This window comes from Candidatus Methylobacter oryzae (assembly GCF_003994235.2).
In the GTDB taxonomy this organism is placed as follows: Bacteria; Pseudomonadota; Gammaproteobacteria; order Methylococcales; family Methylomonadaceae; genus Methylobacter_A; species Methylobacter_A oryzae.
The window spans coordinates 18,700-39,431 of the sequence record NZ_RYFG02000005.1 but is presented as its reverse complement, the minus strand read 5'-3'; the positions used below and the strand labels follow the sequence as shown (position 1 = coordinate 39,431).

The window sequence follows — 20,732 nt, the reverse complement described above, 5'->3', positions numbered from 1 at the left end:
AAACCTATCCTTCGATTCATCCAATAATGCCGCAGTCAAGCCAACGTTTCCGGAACTCATCCGCAAGCAGCGGAGGCGATAGATAATATCCTTGAATCTCATGGCAGCCGTAAGACTGCAACAACCTTAATTGAGGCTCGGTCTCGACGCCTTCTGCGACTACTTTCATATTTAAAACCTGCCCCAAAGATACGATAGTTTTGATAAACGCCGCTTCTTTCGAATCGGGATCATCGCTATAAGCCACAATAAAAGATCGGTCGATTTTAAGCGTCTGGATAGGCAGTTTTTGCAAATAAGACAACGATGAATAACCGGTACCGAAGTCGTCCATAGCGATGCGAATACCGCGCGCCCGGATTTGCTGCAAACGTTCGCTCGCCTTATCGATGTCATGCATGACCAGCCCTTCGGTGACTTCCAGCTCAATGGCTTCCGGATCGGCACGGGTTTCAGCCAAAATATCGTCAAGAATAGCAATAAAATCCTCGGACAGAAGTTGCAAAGGCGACAAATTAATGGCAATTCGAAATCCCGGCCGCTGCTCAGCCCATTCCCTGGCTTGTAAAAAAGCTGTTTTCAATATCCATTTTCCTAAGGGAATGATTAACGCCGTTTCCTCGGCGATCGCGATAAAGCGGTCCGGCGGAATCATTCCAAAACCGGGACGTATCCAGCGGATCAACGCCTCCGCTCCAGTCACGCGACTTAAAGTATTATCGGCTTTGGGTTGATAATAAAGTTGGAACTCCTCCCTTTCTATCGCTAAGCGCAATGCATTTTCCAGCGATAGCCTCTGGTGCGCGGCCTCGTTCATACCCGCTTCGAAATATTGAAATATCCCCCGACCTTTTGCTTTTGCCGCATACATAGCGGTATCGGCATGCTTGGTAAGCGTATCGAAATCGTCGCCGTCATCGGGAAAAATAGCGATGCCGATACTGACGCCGACAAAAACCGTATGCTCATTGATCTGCACCGGCTCGGTCATTGCATTGACCAGCTTCCTGGCTAGTTCGGTGACATCGGTGATGCCGCTTAGGCCGGGCAGAATAATAGTAAATTCGTCTCCGCCCATACGAGCGACAGTGTCCGATTTGCGCAGACAACTTTGAATGCGTGCTGCAACGATCTGTAATAAGCTGTCGCCAGCCCAATGCCCCAGCGTATCGTTAACGTTTTTAAAGCGATCCAAGTCAAGAAAAAACAACGCCAGCCGGGTATTATTGCGTTGCGCCAAGCTGATTTCATGTTCAAACCTATCCTTGAACAGAAAGCGGTTGGGAATACTGGTCAGCACATCGTAGTACGCCAGCTGTTTGAGTTCCTGTTCGGTCTGTTTCTGGTGGCTGATATCCGTGGAAATCGCCACATAATGAGTCAACTGGCCCGATTTATCCGTCACCGCATTGATGCTAAGCAGCATAGGGCAGAATTCACCGTTCTTCCGGCGGTCCCAAATTTCTCCTTTCCACTCTCCTTTAGTCAATAAGGATTGCCACAATCTTCTATAAAATACCTGATCGTGCAATTTTGACTTTAACATCCGAGGATTTTGGCCCAGCACTTCAGAGCGCGCATAGCCGGTCATTACGCAGAATGCGGTATTGACTTCCAATATAGTTCCCTGCGGATCGGTAATGAAAATTGCCTCGCTACTATTATCGAAAACTTTGGCGCTCAGGCGCAGCCGGATTTCCCTATTTTTGAATTCAGTAATGTTCAAGGCGGTCACGACCGCGCCTTCAAGCTTGCCCTGCTCCGAATGCAACAAACTGCTTTTAAGCCAATAGATCGCTTTGGAAGCGTCCCGATTTTTGCCTAAAAGCTGATGTTCGCCCGCGTAGTAGCCGCTAAGGCGAACCGTTTCGAATAATGCGGACTGCACATGCCAAGGCAAAGCCGGCAGCCGCCCGGCAAGCGCCTGCCGCTCGTCCGGAGACAGCAAGCTGTCGATACCGATACCCAATAACTCGGCTTCGTTAAATCCAAGTTCGCGCTCCACAGCCGTATTCAACCTGCGGATTTGGCCGTCGCTGCCAATGACGAACAGGAGATCGTCAATGGTATCCATGATGCGATCGACAAAGCGGCTGAGACCTTGCTGCTGGTTGGCCCTATCCCGGAGTTTTGCTTTTTGCTGTTCGGATTCACTAAGCATCGCATCCATGCTTTCAGTAATGACATGGATCTGTCTTTGCTGTTTCAGATTGGCCAGCCGTAGTTTATCGATCTCTTCCCGCAGTTGCAGTATGGTTTCGGAGCCCTCGCCGGCAATCGTATTGTCGTCGATAGACAGCAGAAATTGACCGTCGTGTTGGCGGACCTTAAATTTTGAAGCGCTCAAATCGGTATGTTGCCCGTGTGCGGGACAAACAAGCGTATTTTCATTAATAAGCTCGCAATGCGTCAGCTCGTAGCCTTCATGAGGGCATCGTGCGGGCACTGCCTGAAACCGGCCCCGGATATTAAAAATCAGAATATCGACGGCAGGATGCTCAGCCGATAATCGAAAACTGCCTTTCCAGCGCGGAGGGTCAACGGCATCGAGAAATACCAACGATTCGACGATGACGTTGGAAAAATGTTGATCCTGACGGTTCATGCCGACACAAGACCTCTTATTAATTGAACGGTTTTGGCTACGGCCTGCGCGGTTTTATCCGATAAGCCGGGAGAAAACGGAGTGACGGCGGCTATTTCAACACCGACAATCAAAATATCCGGCAACGGATTCCTGATTGCATTAAGAGCTTCCAATAAATAAGGAATGCCCTGGCCGTGACCGGTGGGCTGTTGAAGTCTGTCGGCCAAATCTTCCGGCCGCAGCAGGCAGACCTCCCCGACATTGCCGAAATTGACCAACGCATCGACCAGGATCGCCCGGCTGCAATCGTCAAAAAACCGGAGCGCATTCAGTCCGGAAATACCGGCGTTGAATACCTTAACATCCTCAGGCCAAATCAACCGGCAAAGCTGGGCATAAACGTAACTACCAAAACCGTCATCGCCATGTAATTCATTACCAAAACAAACGATATGGCGCGAGCTGCAACTTAAGGCCATAACGTGATGCGTTTGCCCGTGTCGAGTACGTGCACGGTACACACCAGGCAGGGATCGTGGGAGCGGATAATATGGCCGATTTCCACCGGATCGTCGGGATTGTCGACAGTTAAGCCCAGCAAACTGCTTTCCCAATGACCGTGCCGGCCTTCGCTGTCTTTCGGCGACGCGTTCCAGGCCGTGGGCGTAACAACTTGATAGCGGCTAACTACGCCGTCAGTAACTTGCAGCCAATGCCCCAGCGCTCCGCGCGCCGCCGTGACCAGTCCAAAGCCTTCGCCGTCGGGGATGTCTTGCCGATCGGGAGGAATCATATGCGGATCGTTAGGACGTGCGGCCAGCTCATGCAAGGTTTCGCGCATTTGCCGCAGCAGCCTGGCGGTGCGGCGTAAGCGGGCGAATTGACGCAGCCAGGCATTGCCGCCTTCCGCTTGGTATAACGAGCAGATCAGTGCTTCGCCGTCGATTAATGCATCGGCCAAAGGACCGGTTTGCACGACTTTATCCTGGTAGCGCGGCGCTTTGCACCAGGTATAGCGGTCGGAATGGGGTTGATAATCCGGGATGGTTTGCCCTTTAAACGGATGGCGGCCGCCCTGATAAGGTTGAAACCAGGAATAGCGCACATGTTCAGTAATCCCGGCTTGCTCGAAAGCCTCAATGCCGCCGGTATCGCCGTTCAGGAAACCGGACCTGAACAAGCGCTTGCGTTGCGAAGGCAAAGCCCCCGCATCGGCCGGGTCGTCGTAAGAACCGTAACTGAGCATATGCGGCGTGCCAAAACCGACATTGTGCAAGCCGATGGCCCGGCTCATCGTTGTCAGCAGACCAACGGTACTGTCCGGATGAGCGTCCAGCCAATTGAAGAATTCTTCGGCCGATGCCAAAGCCAGCCAAGCATCCAGATCGATGCCGATAACGCGCTGCTCGAACCAGCGCGTCAGTTTGTTCAGGATCGACAAGCAGTCGATAATATGGCGGTTGTCGGCTGGCGTCGTCACCCCGCCCGGCAGCATATAAGACGAGTGCGGCCATTGTCCGCCGAACAGCGCGACAATTTCGACGGTATGGCGCGAATGTTCAAGCGCATCGCGATAAATCGAACCTTGGAACGGCAGAAAAGCCGAACGCGCTTGTTGATAAAACGCCCGCCCGGCATATTTAGGATGGCAAAAGTCGGCGGTAAAAAACAAAAAAGATTGCCGCAAATCGCTTTGCACCGTTTCGGCCATCAAACAAAGGTTGCGAATGCGAATGGCCGCCGGCGGCACCGGGATGCCGCCAAGCTGTTCCAGCGCCAGCACCGCCGCGTTCAATTGCGCGGTACCGCAGATGCCGCAAATACGCGGCGTAATGACCAGCGAATCTTTCGGTTTGCGGCCGATCATGATTTGCTCGAAGCCTCTATACATCGAGCCGATACAACGGGCGTCTACGACTTTGCCGTTTTCGATTTCCAACTGGAAATCGAGATCGCCTTCAACCCGGTTAAGGTCGATTTGGATAATTCTTTTGGACATGCTTAAGTATCCATAGTCTTGTTCAACACCCGCTCGGGCGCCGCTTCATGGGCCAGGCTCTTATAAGCCATGTAATTGGCCCGTTCCACGCCCAGCGGCAAATGTAGCGGAATAGTACCGATTTTTTCGGTACGGAACAGATCCCGGGTCAGTGGAAATTCCGGCGACGTGCAGCCGAAACACGGCACGCCGGCCCGCGTCTTGCTGCTGCGATTGTTCCAAAGCTCGGTATTGCAAGTCGCCATTGTAACCGGCCCTTGGCAGCCCAGATTAAAAAACATGCAGGCCTTGCCGCCGAACGCCGTGTCTTCTACATCGTACTCATGATATTCATTGCGAGTACAACCCTGATGCACCGTACTATTAAAAAAGGTCTTGGGACGATTGACGTGATCGAGTTCCACCGGAAGCCCGGAAGCCAGCATAGCCAATGTTTTAGTCATCGTATTGGGATGAGCGGGACAGCCGGAGATATTGATAACCGGCACGCCTTTACGCGAACGCCACTCGATCGGCAACAACCCGCCGGGGGAATCTTTATCGAACTGCAAACCGAGACAATCGGTTGGGTTAGGCGGAGCGGCATGAACCCCGCCGTAAGATGCGCAAGTGCCAAGAGCGACCACGTATTCAGCCTTTTCAACCAATTGCCGGATCAGGCTCATTTTGGAACTTCCGCGATACGGATCGTACATGCCGGAGCCATGCGGCCCGGTGATAATACTGCCCTCGACGCATAAAATGTCGAGGACTTGCCGACCAGCGATGATCGCGTCAACCACGGCATCCAGCCGCCTGGCGGGCTCTATCGAAAGAGAAGGTTGCCAAAGCATCTCGATACCGTAGTCATTGACGAGCTCTTCCAGAGACGGACTATCCGCACACAGAATCGACATGGTATCGCCACCGCAGGAGCCGGTTTGTAGCCAAAGTAACGTCGTCATAGAAGTCCCTAAATACATATTCTATAAAATACCACGATAAATCAGTGGCTTTCACCTCATCGAAGCATAGCGGCAAGGGTTGTATGTTTTACTCTATCTGTTGAGTTGCCGTCAATTCGCCGTTGAACTTTGTAAGCTTAACGCACCCTATTACTCGGTATTCTATCGCTCCGCGCTTATCGTTATCTTAGCAAGCGCGAAAGGCCCTCGCTTAGGGCATGTCTTGGGAGCCTTCTTCGGGAGCTACGCATGCAAATCGACTATCCTGCCGATTTGTCCCGCGCTCCTCGCTTTTGCCGAAGATCGGCAAAAGGGGGTCCTGCCCACCCTGACGGGCTATTATCGACAAAAGCTACGGTGCCGCAACATGGAAGGATGATTAGTTATTTGAATAGGCTTGCGAAAGTCCTATAAATATTGAAAATAGCAGTTTTCGATTACTCCATAATCGTATAAATCAGGTATTACAACCGATGACTAAAAGACTAGACTTCCGGCTCCTGTTTGAATCCGCCCCCGACTTTTATTTAGTCTTGAGCCCGTCGTTTGCAATTGTTGCAGTAAGCGACGCTTACGCGAAAGCCACCTTGACCTTACGCGAGGACATCTTAGACAAAATAATTTTCGAGGTATTTCCCGATAATCCGAGCGATCCGGGCGCTGAAGGGGTACATAATTTATGCGCATCACTTCAGCGTGTAGTGCAAACGCTTAAACCCGACTCGATGCCGATACAGAAATACGACATTCCCAGACCGGCGCATTTGGGCGGTGGTTTCGAAGAGCGGTATTGGAGTCCTTTAAATTGCCCGGTCTTGGGCGCGGACGGCAAACTGCTCTACATTATTCACCGCGTTGAAGATGTTACCGAATTCGTTCGCATCAAACAGCAAGGCGTCGAACAAGACAAACTCAACGACAGCTTACAAAAACATGCCCTGAAAATGGAGGTAGAGCTGTTTGCCCGCGCTCAACAAGTGGCGGCTACTAGCGCCGAACTGAAAACGGCCAATGAAGAACTGGCTAGGCTTTATGCTAAATCCTTGGAACTCGATACGCTAAAAAGCAATTTTTTTGCCACTATCAGCCATGAGTTACGCACGCCGTTGACGTTGATTCTAAATCCGATATTGAAGTATTTAGCGGAAAACGGTCTTGACCCCGTGAGGCGGCAAGAGCTCGAAATGATTGAGCGTAATGCCCGCATGCTGTACCGCCATGTCTGCGACTTACTGGACGTCGCCAAGATAGAGGCCCAGCAAATGTCGCTATTTCTGCAAGCTGCCGATCTTGCTTATTGGGTACGCACCGTATGCTCCAACTTTGAATCGTCTGCGCATAATCGAGCCATCAGCTTGACGATCTCTACTCCTGACACGCTATACACACAAATTGATATTGAAAAAGTACAGCGTATTCTGCTGAACCTGCTATCCAATGCCATCAAATTTACCCCGGACGGCGGTGCAATCAACGTTGAATTACGCGTGGAGAACGAGCAAGCGGTCATTCGGGTTCAAGACACCGGCCCCGGCATACCGGAGTCGATGCGGGAAGCCATTTTCGAACGATTCAGGCAAATCGACGGTGGCGCGTCAAGACGATTTAGCGGCACCGGTTTAGGCCTGGCGATCATTAATGATTTTGTAAAACTGCATCAAGGTCAAGTCACGGTAACCAATGCCTCGGCCGACGGAGGCGCATTATTCACTATCTATCTGCCATTACTGGCAATCGATAAGTCGGCAACATTAATTGATACCGAAACAACCAATAGGCTTGATCCGCTGCTGCAACAGCAAGCATTAGATGAACTATGGGCTTCGCCTGCCATAGCGATCGAAACATCGGCAGGGCTTGATTCTCAGTTAATTTTGATTGTTGAAGACAATGTCGATATGGCGGCTTATCTAACCAACCTCCTAAAGAAAAATTACCGGGCTGCAATCGCCAAGACTGGGCACGAAGGTTTGGAAAAAGCTTTAGCGCTCCGGCCCGATTTGATAGTTAGCGATGTGATGATGCCTGGGATGAGTGGCGATGAAATGGTCAAGTCGTTAAGGAACAGCCCCGATTTACTGGACATACCCATCGTCATGCTGACAGCGAAAGACGACGACGCACTTCGCCTGAAACTACTGAAAGTGGGCGTACAAAACTACTTCGTCAAACCGTTCAATGCGAACGATCTGTTGGCACGCATCGGCAACCTACTAAAGGAACGTCAACGCTTTAGTCAAAAGTACCAAGATAGCGAAACCCGCTTTCAAGCGACTTTCGAGCAAGCCCCGGTCGGCATCGCGATGGTCGCGCCCGATGGACGCTGGCTTCGAGTCAACCGCCAGTTATGCACTATGCTGGGTTATAGCCACGACGAGTTATTACAAAAAACTTTCCAGAATATTACTTATCCGGAAGATTTGGCCGCTGATCTATCCCTTGTGCAGCAAACGCTGGCAGGAACGTTGCTGAATTACGATCTTGAAAAACGCTTTATTTGCAAAGACGGCTCGCCGATTTGGATTAACCTTACGGTATCGCTGATCAGAAAACCGGATAACTCGCCCGATTATTTCATCTCAATCATCGAAAATATTACTCAACGTAAGCAAGCTGAGCGAGAATTACAGCTGGCTGCGACAGTTTATCGGGCCATCGGCGAAGCCATTATGGTCTGCGACGAAAACAAGATCATTGTTGCCACCAATCCGGCGTTCACTGAATTGACAGGCTATAGCGAGCAAGAAGCTATTGGAAAAAAATCCAATCTGCTTAAATCGGGCCATCACAATCAGCAGTTTTATCGGCATATGTGGGAAATTATCCATAAAACCGGCCATTGGCAAGGAGAGATATGGAACCGGCGCAAAAATGGCGAAATCTATCTGGAATGGCTAACGATAAGCGCGGTCTATGACAGCCAAGGGAAAATACAACAGTATGTCTCGATGTTTTCCGATATAACCGAGCAAAAACAAGCCGAACAAACGATCTGGCAACAAGCCAACTTTGATCCACTAACCGGATTGCCTAATCGCAATATGTTTCATGAGCGCCTGCGCCAGGAAATCAAGCGCGCCGAAAGAAACGAGACACTGTTTGCGCTGATGTTTCTTGATCTGGACTTTTTTAAAGAGGTTAACGATACCTTAGGACATGACAACGGGGATTTGTTGCTGCAAGAGACGGCACTGCGGTTGAAAGAATGCGTTCGAGAAATGGACACCATTTCCCGCTTAGGTGGCGACGAATTTACCATTATTGCGGTTAATTTGGATCGCAATACAGTCATTGTTGAGAATATGGCGCAGCGAATTGTAAAGCGATTGGCCGAGCCTTTTACGCTAGGTAAAGAAATTGTCCATATCTCTACCAGCGTCGGTATTTCGATTTATCCCAACGATACCCGGAATGAAATCGAATTGATCAAGAACGCGGATCAGGCTATGTACGCAGCTAAACACGAAGGCCGTAATCGCCATCATTATTTCACGTCCGAGTTACAGCAAGCGGCAACAACACGCTTACATTTGATTAGCGATTTGCATAAAGCCGTAGAGGAGCATCAGTTCGCGCTTTATTACCAGCCAATCGTCGATTTGAGGAATAACGAAATTTACAAAGCGGAAGCGCTTATTCGCTGGCAACATCCTGAGCGCGGCTTAGTAAATCCAGTCGAATTTATTCCATTAACCGAAGAGACCGGGTTAATCAACTCGATTGGCGATTGGTTATTTCGAACGGTCGTCCAACAATTACGCGAGTGGCGGCAAACAATCCATCCCGATTTTCAAATCAGCATCAATAAATCGCCAGTCCAATTCCGCAATGAGATTAACGACTGCAATTCATTATGGGTAGATGAATTACGGAATGCCAACCTTTCAGGCCAAAGCATTGTTATCGAAATAACCGAAGGATTATTAATGGATTCGAATCAAAATATCGCGAATAAACTGCTGGATTTCCGCGATGCCGGCATTCAAGTCGCCATTGATGATTTTGGCACCGGCTACTCGTCACTGGCTTATCTTAAAAAATTCGATATCGATTATTTAAAGATCGATCAATCGTTTACCAGAGGCTTGGCTGACAATTCGAACGACTTCGTGCTCTGCGAAGCTATTATTACAATGGCCCATAAGCTCGGGTTAAAAGTCATTGCCGAAGGCGTTGAAACAAAAGAACAATACCAACTTTTAGTAAAAATGGGATGCGACTATGGGCAAGGGTATTGGTTTTCGAAACCCTTACCGGTCTTTGAATTTGAAAGTCTATTGGAAAACAAAAAGGTTGGTTCTTTTTAGAAGAATCGTCGCCCGGCAAGTAATGCAGCAAGGCTTTGTACCGTAGCTCCGATTACGCTTTGCTAATCGGAGCTACGCTACGGTACAACTGCCCTATTCCGCCAACAATGCAGCAATAGCCGACTTAGCATTACACTGTGCTATTGCTTCCGCTAGCTGCGATTCATTCAATTTATGTTTGATAGCTTCCGTATCGTTGAACTCAAACGCTTGATAATCTTTTTTGGCAAAGGTCACGATTTGGCATTTTTTAAATGGCTGATTTTCAAACGGCATTTTTGTAGCATTCAGATTTAACGGCGCAGTTCCTTCCAAACCGGGCGCATAAATCAAAAATTCGCCTTTCACCGCAAGCACGGCACGATATTGATTTGCAGTGGTCAAATATAAATAGCCTGCTTCAACCTCTTTTTCTTTTAATTTCATCTTTTTAAATTCCTTGGTTTATTTCACTTTTTGTCCTGAGCCGGCGCTTAATTCGGTCTTCTTATCGACTTGCTTTTTGAACGATTTCTACATTGTTTATTGGTGAACTTTATCTTTCCGGTAAGATGTTTTTAAATCGCACTTCAATATTAGTAACTGATGTTACGCAGTTAGTCGCATTAATTAATGTGTCGCTAGCGCGACGGCAGCAAGGGCGGACGTTTCCGGCAACCGGAACTGGCGTTATGCGGAGAACAGTCCGATAGACAGACCTTCCAGGTTTTACGACTGCCATGGATGGCGGAAGTGTTGGAGCTGCCGGGAGCAGCTCCAGTAAAAACCTGGAAGGTCTAACCGGCAGCAAGCGGCCAATCCACGGCTGATATTTTTCGTGCCTTTCGTGGACGGTGCGTAACATCAGTTAGTAATAACGCCTGGGTAAATTTTACCATTTAGACACTCCGGCAAATATACAATCCATAGTCATGTTGCTGTTCCCCGACGCTGGTTTTAGCGTTAATTTATTCCGCGTATCCACGGATACAGGTCAGCAAGTACGCTTTGCTGTCAATCAGCGCCGCCTTGTAACGGCCCTCCCAAAGCGTACCGGTGCGCTGGTAACAGTAATTAAAATATTGCACATAATACCGTCCCAGCATTTGCAGGGTTTTGCTCAAACCGATTTCAGTGAAAGGCGTTATCAGCAAATGAACATGATTGGTCATCAGCACATAAGCATGGACCTGACAATCATGCTTTTTGCAGGCTGCCTGAAGTTTTTCCAGATAAAAGCGATAATCCGCATCGCAGCAGAAAATCTCGGAACGATTGTTACCCCGGACGATAACATGCTGCGGTTGACCAGGAATGATTATTCTCGGGAGACGAGCCATAGACTTAACTCTAAAAACTAAAGCCGATAGATTAAACGATTTGAATTCAAAGAATCAATTTAATCCGACCCCATTGATTCATCAGCCCTTTCCAACGCGGTCTTTTCGGGACTCTACACCTTCACGGTCGGCTTTATCCGTTACCATTGCTCCTCGCCTGTTTTCGTACCTACACATCAAGCAGCCTGTTACCATACTGCCTGCAAGGTTCGATACCCGGCCTGTGGCTAGCAGTTACCGAGGCGTGATTTCCACCCGCTAGAATTTGCGACATTGCCCAGCCGCAACTAAGGCCTGACCCCATCTTTCTGCTTGAGCTAAGCTGGTCGGTATTCCACCTTCAATAGTTCCACCTGCATTAATTCCAAGTCCGTAGAGTCCATTCGGATCAGTGTATTTCAGAAGATTGTATAAACATAAGTATTAATTCCCCCCCTGTAGTCGCAGCTGTGGCAATCCACATCACACCACCATTGAGGGCTAGGGGATTAGGGAAAAACTTTACTAAATCAGGATGCTCTTTTATCAAAGACTGAATCTTACTTTCGTCCCATTCTGGCTGATCAACTTCAACGTACAAAAACCATTTAGTTCTAGTAGCTTGAATAATCAAATACAGCTCATTTTTTTCAATTAAATAAGGAGAATCCACCTCGTTATCTTTTATAATCAATGATTTACTCCGCGACTCATTCCACTTCTGTTCAGCTTTTACGCTTTGGTAGAGAACTGATTGATCGGCAATTGCAGGTGCCGAAAATATAGAGGATATAAGCACCACAAGCATTATAAAAAAAGAATGAACAAAATTTTTTCTAGGCATCATAGTCATAGCTTTAATTAGTAGGCCCAGGTGATGAAATCCAAACACCAGTATCAGTCGTAGGTGCACCTGTAGAGCCGCCCGGTAACGAACCAGGCTCTGTTGGCACCCTCTCTGGAATAGGGGATGACTGTGGATCAATAGGGTCAGATTGAATTGATTTTAAATTGAGCCGATTTTCGATCACCGCCTCTCGCTATAAAAAATCAATTTAATTTGACCCCATTGATTCTCCGTTGGCATCGTAGTTGAACACGATTTCGCGGTTGTCCGGCAAGGTCTGCTTGGTGACTCTTCCGGCCAGGTCGTATTGGTATTTGACTTGCCGCCCGACCGGGTCGGTGATGCTGTCGAGATAGCCCAATAACAGGGGGCAGAAATTAAGTTTACCCTGCCCCTGTTATTTATCGAACATAAAAAATCTCCGCTTGGAAAATCCGAGCGAGGAGCAACTTTGATCATCCCGATCATGGCGGATTGCTAGCGCGAATCCGCCCTACGGCCCTACCGGGCTGACCCCGTCTGCGTTTACACCCTCTTATGGTGATACCCAATGACTATTATTTATCACTTTGCCATTTTTATCTATTTCAAATGACCAAGCTTCTATCCCAAGAATTAACGGATTTTCAAACCACAACCTTTCGACACATGGGTCGTTGCACTGATGTGTTGCATATCGGGAAAACAAAATGCCTGATTGTTCGATGTGTGAAGGTTTCCCTAATCTATCAATAACCGTATTTTTTGTATCACCCACTTTTATAAGTTCAAACGCAGCTGACTTATTTTCAGAGATATAAGAACATGTAGCCACATACAAAACAGGACTTAAAAGCAACAACCACGTTAACACTTTTTTACTAATCCAACCCGCAATACAATATTTTTTGATAGTCATTTTTCTTTATCCAATCGTCACTGGGGATTGAATTTTGGAATAGCGTTCTGTAAAGGTGCCGGAATAATTCCATCTTGTGGAATGATGTAAGTTGTTGCTCCTGGAATCGATTGCACATCTCTTGCGGTTCCACCTGGAAACGGTATGCCACTTGTAGTAACTCCTGCAGCATTAAGAATCTGATTTGTCCGAACGGCACAATTATCAAATATACCAACATCATTTTTTTTAGGGTGACTACTATTGATGAATGCTATTGCAGCAGCATTCTGCACGGGAGTAGTAGGAATGATAGTAACTTGCTGAACACGTTTATCACTTTGACTTGCAAGGTAATCACTAACAGAACTCCCTAAATTTGTGTCGTTTCCATAGCTAGCCATGCCGTAACCCTCAATCGCACTTGCGACATGACCAAAAACATTCGGGCTACCATCATTTACCCCGCCAGTGATTACCATGACATCTAACCCTTTAGGATCGATATACCTCAGCGGGTTATTTAGAACATAGCCATACAAATTAGTATCCCCGCCCCCAAACCCAATCGGGTCTTTAACCGTCCACCTCCCGGTTTCCGCATCATAATCCCTGGCCCCGAATCGTACCAGCCCGGTATCGCGGTCGTACAGTCCGCCGGCATAGCCGAACGGCTGGAAGCCGGGGTTGCTGTCCTGGATGACCTTGCCCCAGACATCGTAATCCAACTGCTGGATGACGGTGTTGCTGACAATATCGACGACCAGCCGGGGAGAGCCGAGATGATCCTTGATAATGCGGTAAGTCGCGCCGCCTTTTATCATGAAGTCCGGCACGTTGGCTCCGGTGGCGTAGATGAAACGGCTGACGATTTGGTTGTTGCCGTCCAGTTCGGCAATCGGCTTGAGTTGATCCTGGTACAGGAAGCTCTGTTCCAGCACGTTGTTGCGCTTTTTTCCGATGCGCCGGTTTTGGCCGTCGATAATATAGTCGATGGCGCTGCCGTTGGGTAAGGTGACATGTCTCAGGTTGCCCAGCACGTCGTAGCTGTAGCGTGTCACCGCAGTACCGACGGTCTTGGTTTTCAGTTCGCCATTGGCGGTGTAGTCATAGGTCGCGTTGTTGTAGTCGAGCAGCCGGTCTTGGGCGTCGTAATGGGCAACCAGTACGCCGTTCAGGTCGGTGCGGTTGCCGTTGCTGTCGTAGCCGTAACTGGACTGCACGATGCCGTTTTGTTTCACTTCGGCCAGACGCCCGGCAATGTCGTAAGCGTAGTCGTAGGTATTGCTGTTGCCGCCTGTCGTTTCTACTTTTTGCGTAATTCGCCCCAGCTTGTCGCGGCTGAAACTGGTTTTATACAGGTCTGACGTTGCGTATTTCGCTGCATATTGACTGACTTCGCCGAAGCCGTTGTAGCTGTAGCTATCGGTCAGGCTGCCGAGGACAGTGCCGGTCAGCAAGCCGTTCTGGGCGTCACGCGTCAGAGTGAAGTTGATGCCGAGAGTAGCGTTGTTAACCACCGTCAGCAGGCTGTCGTTGTCGTACTGGTAGCTGAACGGGTTGGCGCCGTTCACGCTAACGGTACTAACGCGGAAGTCGTTGTCATAGGTTTTGTCGACGCTGCCGGTTACGATTCCTGTCCAGTTGGTCTGGGTCGGCAAGGCGCCGCTAAAGGTGACATTCAGTCCTAGCCCATCCGGCGTGGTGATACCGGCGAGTTTGCCGGTCGTTGGGTTGTAGCTATAGCTGTAGTTGCCTTCGGAAACGGTAATGCTGCCAGTGCGCCCGGCGCTATCATAGCTGTAGTCTATCGACTGGCCGTCGGGGCGCTGTACCTGGGTCAATTGCTTGTCGAGGTTGTAACGGTACAGGGTGCTGTTGGTACCTGCCGCGACATCCGGCGGCACGGTAGACTCGGTTAGGTTGACCGGCGTGTAAGTAAAGTTGTGTCCGGGTCTGCCGGGCGGCAATAGTGAGGTCAGGTTGCCGTTGGCATCGTAGCTAAACACGATTTCGCGGTTGTCCGGCAAGGTCTGCTTGGTCACCCTTCCGGCCAGGTCGTATTGGTATTTGACTTGACGCCCGACCGGGTCGGTGACGCTGTCGAGATAGCCTTGCGGGTTGTAGGCAACGCTGATTAAGCGTTCGTCGGCGCCGCTGCCTTGGGTGAGAGTGGACAGACGGCCTTGGGAGTCGTAAGTATTGTTGACGACCAGTAAGCCGGTAGTTTGCGTTTGGGTGACACGGCCCAAGCTGTCGATCACCGCCTTACTTTTCCGGGCTGCAGCGCTGGTGGCGGTGAAGGTCTTGCTGGCGGCATCGTAGACGGTGGTCTGGGTGCGACCGTTGACAGTGACGGAGTCCGTCAGTGTCGTCAGAGTGAACGGCTTGTTCGGATCAGCCAGCACGGCGTTGCGTTGATTAGCCAGATTGGCGGTCAAGCCGCCGGTACTAATTTGCAGGCTTTTGGCGATAGATGACAGCATCGAAAAGCGCGGGTCGGGGCCTTTGAGCAACGTGGCCACGGTACCGTCCGCTTCAGTGGTGATCACGGTGCCGTCGGTTTTTTCCAGTGTCGTCGACGTGGTGTTATCCGGCTGGGTGTGTTGCCGTTCCCGGTCCCCGGTGCTGAGGTTGCGCACCGCATGGGCTGTGACCCGATTCAGTACGCTAGTCACCGTCGCGATATGGCCGTCAGCCAAGCCGGTACGGGACAAGGAGACGCCGCCGATGGCGTTGGTATCGGTCAACAAGCGGCCTAAGGTATCGTAGGTAAACGTGGAGCTATGGCCGTTGGGGTCTTTAAACGACGTCAGCAAGCCGTCGGCCGAGTAAGCCATTTCGTGGCTTTCGCCGGCGGAGTTGGTAACTTTGGCGAGATAGCCATTTGCATCCAACGACAGGGTGGTGCGTTGGCCGAAAGGCGCGACGATGGCACTTGGATTACCCAACGCATCGCGTTCGATGTGGGTGACTAAGCCGTCGCCGTCGGTGATTTGGCTGAGACGGCCTTCCGCATCGTAGCTAAAACTGAGCAGCGCGGCACCGGTCAGCGCGTTTAGCGTGGACAAATGGCGGCCTGTGGCATCGAAGCGGTAAAGTTCTGAGCCGTCTTCCGAAGGAATTGCAATTTCTTCAGAGCTAAAACCAGGCAATGTAGAAGAAACTTGGCGAATCCTATGGTTACCGGCATCACTGATATAGAAGCTGTCATCATTTCCGAATGCGATACTAGTGGGCGAATCAAGTAATGCTTGTGTCGCAAACCCGCCATCACCGCTGAATCCAGATATCAAGTCACCACCTGATGTTAAGACATTAGCCTTGCCCGCGACTGTAGTTATAATGCCCGATGAACTTATTTGGCGAATCCTATTACTATCACAGATATATAAATTACCATTTGCCGCCATCGCTATACCGCTAGTAGGCATAAGCCAAGCTTTGGTAGCTATCTCACCTTCACCGATGCTGTATTGTGATCCGTCCCCTGCTATTGTAGTGATAATGCCATCCGGAGTTACCCGACGGATTATGCCTGAAGCTTGGTCTCCAGCATCGTGACTGATGTACAAGCTACCATCTTTCCCTAATACAATCCCGTCCGGTGCCCCAATTACTGCCTGAGTTGCTAATCCACCATCTCCAAGACCGAATCCATAATTTCCGTTACCTGCGACCGTGGAAATAATACCGTTTGGATCAACGCGACGAATTCTATGATTACCCCAATCGCTGATATACAAACTGCCTTCTGATCCGAGCGCGATATTATAAGGCTGATTAATTGAAGCTTGGGATGCAAGCCCACCATCGCCGCTGAAACCCTGCGTTCCATTACCCGCTACAGTGCTGATAATGCCGTCAGGACCTATCCGGCGAATTCTATGATTTTCAGTATCACTTATATATAAGCTACCATCTGCTGCGATAGCAATTCCTCTTGGAATGTTTAACATCGCATTAACCGCTAGCCCGCCATCGCCATTGAACCCTCGAGTACCATTACCTGCTACAGTAGTGATAATGCCGTTTGGGTTTACTCGACGAATTCTATGATTATAACTGTCACTAATATATAAACTATTATCTGGTCCAACTGTGGTACCCATAGGCAAAGAAAGGGTAGCTTGAGTAGCAGGTCCCCCATCACCGCTAAACTTAGCAAACCCATTACCAGCTATAGTTTTGATGATAGTGCTAGCGGCTGTGTTTATTGAACTACGCTGACGACCATCTCCTTGATAGAGTACTCGATTAATTGGATCGTAGGCGTGGTGTTCATTCAGACTCCATGCGCCCAAGTTAGCGCTACGATTAGTCCATGTTCCCAACCGTGCAGTCTGTTCCTGCCATATCCGTAATTCCTGGCGCGCTTCACCACCATCAATCATCACGCCCGAAAAACGCCCGAAGGCGGCCGATACCTCCGCCGGGGTGGCATAGAACATGGGGTAAGCATAGCCAATCTTGATGACCGCCGGTTGCGTCCCCTGAACCGGGCGGCCAAACGCATCAAATCCATCCCATTCAATCGAAGCGGTTTGATTCGGTGCCGGCGGAAAACTTTGCTCAAAGCGGCGGCCCGCGATTTCCACAATCAGGTCAATCCGCTTTAGCGAACTCGGGAGCGTAGCCCCGCTTACCGGAATCTGAATGGTATTGGTCTTTCTACCCGGTACTCTGGCGCTACGGTAGTTGAGACTGTGCTGCGTACCGGCGATCGGCAGGGTTTCGCCCAACACCTGATTTTCGCATTCGATAATGGAGCCTGCGACTTCACAGGGATCATCCACTTTTTTGTCAACCACGGGCGGCGAGTTTTTCGGTTGCACTGCATCGTCCGGCATTTTGTAGGGCCAGTTGCAATCCCAGGTGGACAAATGCGTAACTTGTACCCGCCACAGCGTTTTGCCGGCTTGGTAAAGGCTGGCAAGCTGGGTTCTTTCTTCAAGGGTAATGCCTAAAGCCGATAATTTGGCGGCATTGTCCGCCAGGTTGTCGTTGTCGCTGTCGATGTCGGCGACGCCGTTATTGATGGCGAAAATCTTGATGACTTTGCCGTTGTCGGAAGGTATCCAAGCCGCTTTGGCTCGATCGTAGTAGCCCACCGGGACAATGGTGCCGACCGGAAAACTCAGGAAGTTGTCGATGTAAAACGGTACCGGTCTGTCGAATAACACATCCTTGCCGTCGACTTTGACGTCGCTCTCGTCCGCTTTCATTTCGAAGGCGTAGGTATAGGCGCTGCTGGGCGGCAAAGGGCCGGGCATCGATTCAGGACCGTTTGCGCCAACGGTATATTCGGTCAGGCGAAGATTGAGTGTGGTAATGGATTTTGTACTGCCATCCGGGTTATAAATCTGTGCCTGGGTGCCTTTTGGAATCAGTAACGTAGCCTGCCGGACGCCATCCTGATCGGTGATTTGGCTGCCCTGAGCTACTTGAAAATTCTGGGTATTGTCGTTCAAATTGATGGTGGTAACGTTGGCGTCTTGTTGAATCAGGATTGCGGTCTCAGCAAAGGCGTAATTCTGCCAAGGAGCAAGGATTTGACGCTGAACCGGCAAGTAACCGGCTTTTCCATAGTTGACGGTCAACAATCCGCCGCCATTCACGGCCATATCGAACATACCATCCGCCCGGCTCAAAGTCTGGCCGAATTCCGGATGACTTTTGATTGTGATCGTTACGCCAGACAACGGATTATTTTGCTTATCCAAGATTTTGCCGCGAATCACTGCCGCGCGTTTGGCTTCAATCGTGCCGGGCGTCACGCCGGTCTGGATCGGATTGCTGCCGGTATACAGGAACTCGGACGAAGCCGACACGGTGGTCGCAACAGTGGGATCGTTCTTGGGCGCGATGCCGGCAGGATCAGGGGGAAGCACCGGCGTGGAGACAACTGTCGGCGTTACGGTAAAACTTTGGCTATCGCTGCCGCCTTTGCCGTCGCTGACGGTGACGTTAACGGCCTGAGCGCCGGTTTGACCGGTTTCCGGCGTCCAGTTGATCAGGCCGCTTTGCGCATTGACGGTCATGCCGGAAGGATAGACGCTAAGACTATAAGTCAGCGTATCGTTATCCGGGTCGGCGGCATTCACGTCGTAACTGTAGAGACTGCCCACGGTTGCGGTCAATACCGGGCTGGTGGTGATTTTCGGCGGATGATTGACCGTCGCTACGGCGGATACGGTCACCAGCGCCGTAGCCGGATCGCTGGCCAGTTGGCCGTCGCTGACAATCAGTTGGCCGACATAATCGCCGGTTTTATCGGGCGTAAAGGCGGCTTTAACCTGGTCGGCTTGCTGGATCACGGCGCTACTGCCCGCCGGCTGATGCAGTAAGGACCAGATATAAGTCAGCGCATCGCCGTCGACGTCGGAAGACAGGCTGCCGTCCAGTTCCACCGGAATGCCGACGGTTTTATCGGCTTGGTCCGGCCCGGCATTGGCGACCGGTTTGGAATTGTCGGTATCGATAGCGACCAGGTCGGCTTCGCTGTCCAGCTCGCCGTCGTTAACGATCAGTTGGGCAACATAATGGCCGGGCTTGTCGATCGCGATACGGCATTGCTGGAGGCGATCATCCACCAGTGCGGCGCTGCTATCGCTGGGGTTTTCAACCAAGCTCCAGCGGTAGCTCAAGGTGTTGCCGTCGACATCGTGCGACAAACCGCCGTTGAACACGACAGTCGTGCCGACGAAGGCGCGCTGGTCCGCGCCGGCGTTCGCAACCGGCGCGGAGTTGCGGGTATCGATGGCGACGGTGTCCGGAACGCTATCCACAAAACCATCGTTAACAATTAGCTCTGCCTGATAATGGCCGTAGGCGTCAATCGGCCATTCAGGGCGCATCGCGGTGTTGTCGCTGAGCTGGCTGAGGCTGTTTGCCGGCTTGTCGGTGATTCGCCAGCGATAACTCAAGGCGTCGCCATTGCCGTCGGTCGAGGCGCTGCCGTCGAGTTTGGCCGCGTCGCCGACGTAAAGTGTTTGGTCGTTGCCGGCGTGGGCAATCGGCGCTTGGTTGCCGCGCAGCAATTGCACGGTGATACTGCTGCCGGGCTTGCCTTGCAATTCGACCGTTAAGGTATTGGATGCGCGTGCGAGGACGGGAACAGTCAGGGTCGTGATTTTCTGGTTAAAATTGGAAGGACCTGCTACCCAACTACCGTTCCAATACAGAGTTCCAGAACTGACCGCTTTGCCGGTTTGAGCCGTTCCTTGCTGGCCGCCATTGACGATACGAAGCAGGTAGGAGGCGGCGGGATTGGTCACGGCGACGGTTTGCTGGACTCGCTCCGGTTTACCGGTGCTACGGGTAAATTGCACAGGACCATAAACCCCGGCATCTTCCGCCAAAACTGGGTGGCTTAAAAAAGCCAATATAAATAACCACATAATCGTACAAGCCGATAAGCGCCAACGAACAATCGTAGTTTTATTACCTGAATGGATGTCTTTGCCGTAGAACTGCAACAGTACCATAAATATTATCCTAACGCCTAAAATAATTGTTTATTGCCAATCTAACATATCAAAGTCAGCCTCAATATTCTTTATGCGTTTTCTTTGATCTACTTCTCAAAAAATAATAATCATGACTCGCTTTATTTGCCTTCACTCATGAGTAGTATCGCCGTGTGATTTCTTTCACTCTCTTGCGGACATAAAACCAGTGCAATCGCTTGATTGTAAAATAGGCGGTAGCAGATGCGGGGGCATTTTTCGCCCCGCATTAGTCTGCTATAGTCAAGCCGTTCCGTGCTAATCCTTCGACAAGCTCATGACAGGCTTCGATAAGGCCTTTAGCCCTGAGCGTAGTCGAAGGCTCAACGCGAACGGAAAAATTTTATCCGCTCCATATCCGAAAG

10 protein-coding genes are annotated in these 20,732 nt (G+C 50.3%); 1 reads left to right on the top strand and 9 read right to left on the bottom strand.

All coding sequences use genetic code 11. The features are described from left to right. Window positions 1–16 precede the first annotated feature (16 nt). From EKO24_RS00365 to EKO24_RS00350, 4 genes are read right to left on the bottom strand one after another with little or no spacing between them, the layout of a single operon-like run. Window positions 17–2,605 carry an EAL domain-containing protein gene (locus tag EKO24_RS00365; protein ID WP_127027691.1) on the bottom strand — a complete coding sequence of 863 codons (2,589 nt, stop codon included), beginning with the start codon at window positions 2,603–2,605 and terminating at the stop codon, window positions 17–19. After that, complete coding sequence (locus tag EKO24_RS00360) at window positions 2,602–3,066, bottom strand: hydrogenase maturation protease (protein WP_127027692.1); 465 nt, start codon at window positions 3,064–3,066, stop codon at window positions 2,602–2,604. The genes EKO24_RS00365 and EKO24_RS00360 overlap by 4 nt, the downstream gene beginning before the upstream one ends. Further along, entirely contained in the window at window positions 3,057–4,586 is a 1,530-nt protein-coding gene (locus EKO24_RS00355) for a nickel-dependent hydrogenase large subunit (protein WP_127027693.1), read from the bottom strand. The genes EKO24_RS00360 and EKO24_RS00355 overlap by 10 nt, the downstream gene beginning before the upstream one ends. Window positions 4,587–4,588: 2 nt before the next feature. After that, window positions 4,589–5,530, bottom strand: coding sequence for an NADH-quinone oxidoreductase subunit B family protein (locus EKO24_RS00350; RefSeq protein WP_127027694.1), 942 nt, complete (start codon window positions 5,528–5,530; stop codon window positions 4,589–4,591). A 473-nt stretch (window positions 5,531–6,003) separates the two neighbouring features. Here EKO24_RS00350 and EKO24_RS00345 point away from each other — a divergent pair, with 473 nt between their 5' ends. Continuing rightward, a complete protein-coding gene (locus EKO24_RS00345; protein ID WP_127027695.1) occupies window positions 6,004–9,837 on the top strand; it encodes an EAL domain-containing protein in 3,834 nt (1,277 codons plus the stop codon). A 93-nt stretch (window positions 9,838–9,930) separates the two neighbouring features. On the opposite strand, the gene EKO24_RS00340 is transcribed toward EKO24_RS00345, so the two are convergent. The 5 genes from EKO24_RS00340 to EKO24_RS00315 all read right to left on the bottom strand — a co-directional run bounded on the left by EKO24_RS00340 (window position 9,931) and on the right by EKO24_RS00315 (window position 20,346). Further along, window positions 9,931–10,263: a hypothetical protein gene (locus tag EKO24_RS00340; protein WP_127027696.1), complete on the bottom strand. Its 333-nt coding sequence runs from the start codon at window positions 10,261–10,263 to the stop codon at window positions 9,931–9,933. A gap of 521 nt (window positions 10,264–10,784) precedes the next feature. Further along, window positions 10,785–11,156 carry a transposase gene (locus EKO24_RS00335; protein WP_206667181.1) on the bottom strand — a complete coding sequence of 124 codons (372 nt, stop codon included), beginning with the start codon at window positions 11,154–11,156 and terminating at the stop codon, window positions 10,785–10,787. Window positions 11,157–11,544: 388 nt separating this feature from the next. Next, on the bottom strand, window positions 11,545–11,988 hold the full coding sequence (locus tag EKO24_RS00330) for a hypothetical protein (protein WP_127027697.1): 444 nt from the start codon (window positions 11,986–11,988) through the stop codon (window positions 11,545–11,547). Window positions 11,989–12,517: 529 nt separating this feature from the next. Next, on the bottom strand, window positions 12,518–12,880 hold the full coding sequence (locus EKO24_RS00320; protein ID WP_127027699.1) for a hypothetical protein: 363 nt from the start codon (window positions 12,878–12,880) through the stop codon (window positions 12,518–12,520). Between the two features lie 17 nt (window positions 12,881–12,897). Further along, the gene (locus EKO24_RS00315) at window positions 12,898–20,346 is read right to left on the bottom strand and encodes an NHL domain-containing protein (RefSeq protein WP_143733128.1); all 7,449 of its coding nucleotides are present in this window, start codon (window positions 20,344–20,346) and stop codon (window positions 12,898–12,900) included. Between the last annotated feature and the right edge of the window lie 386 nt (window positions 20,347–20,732).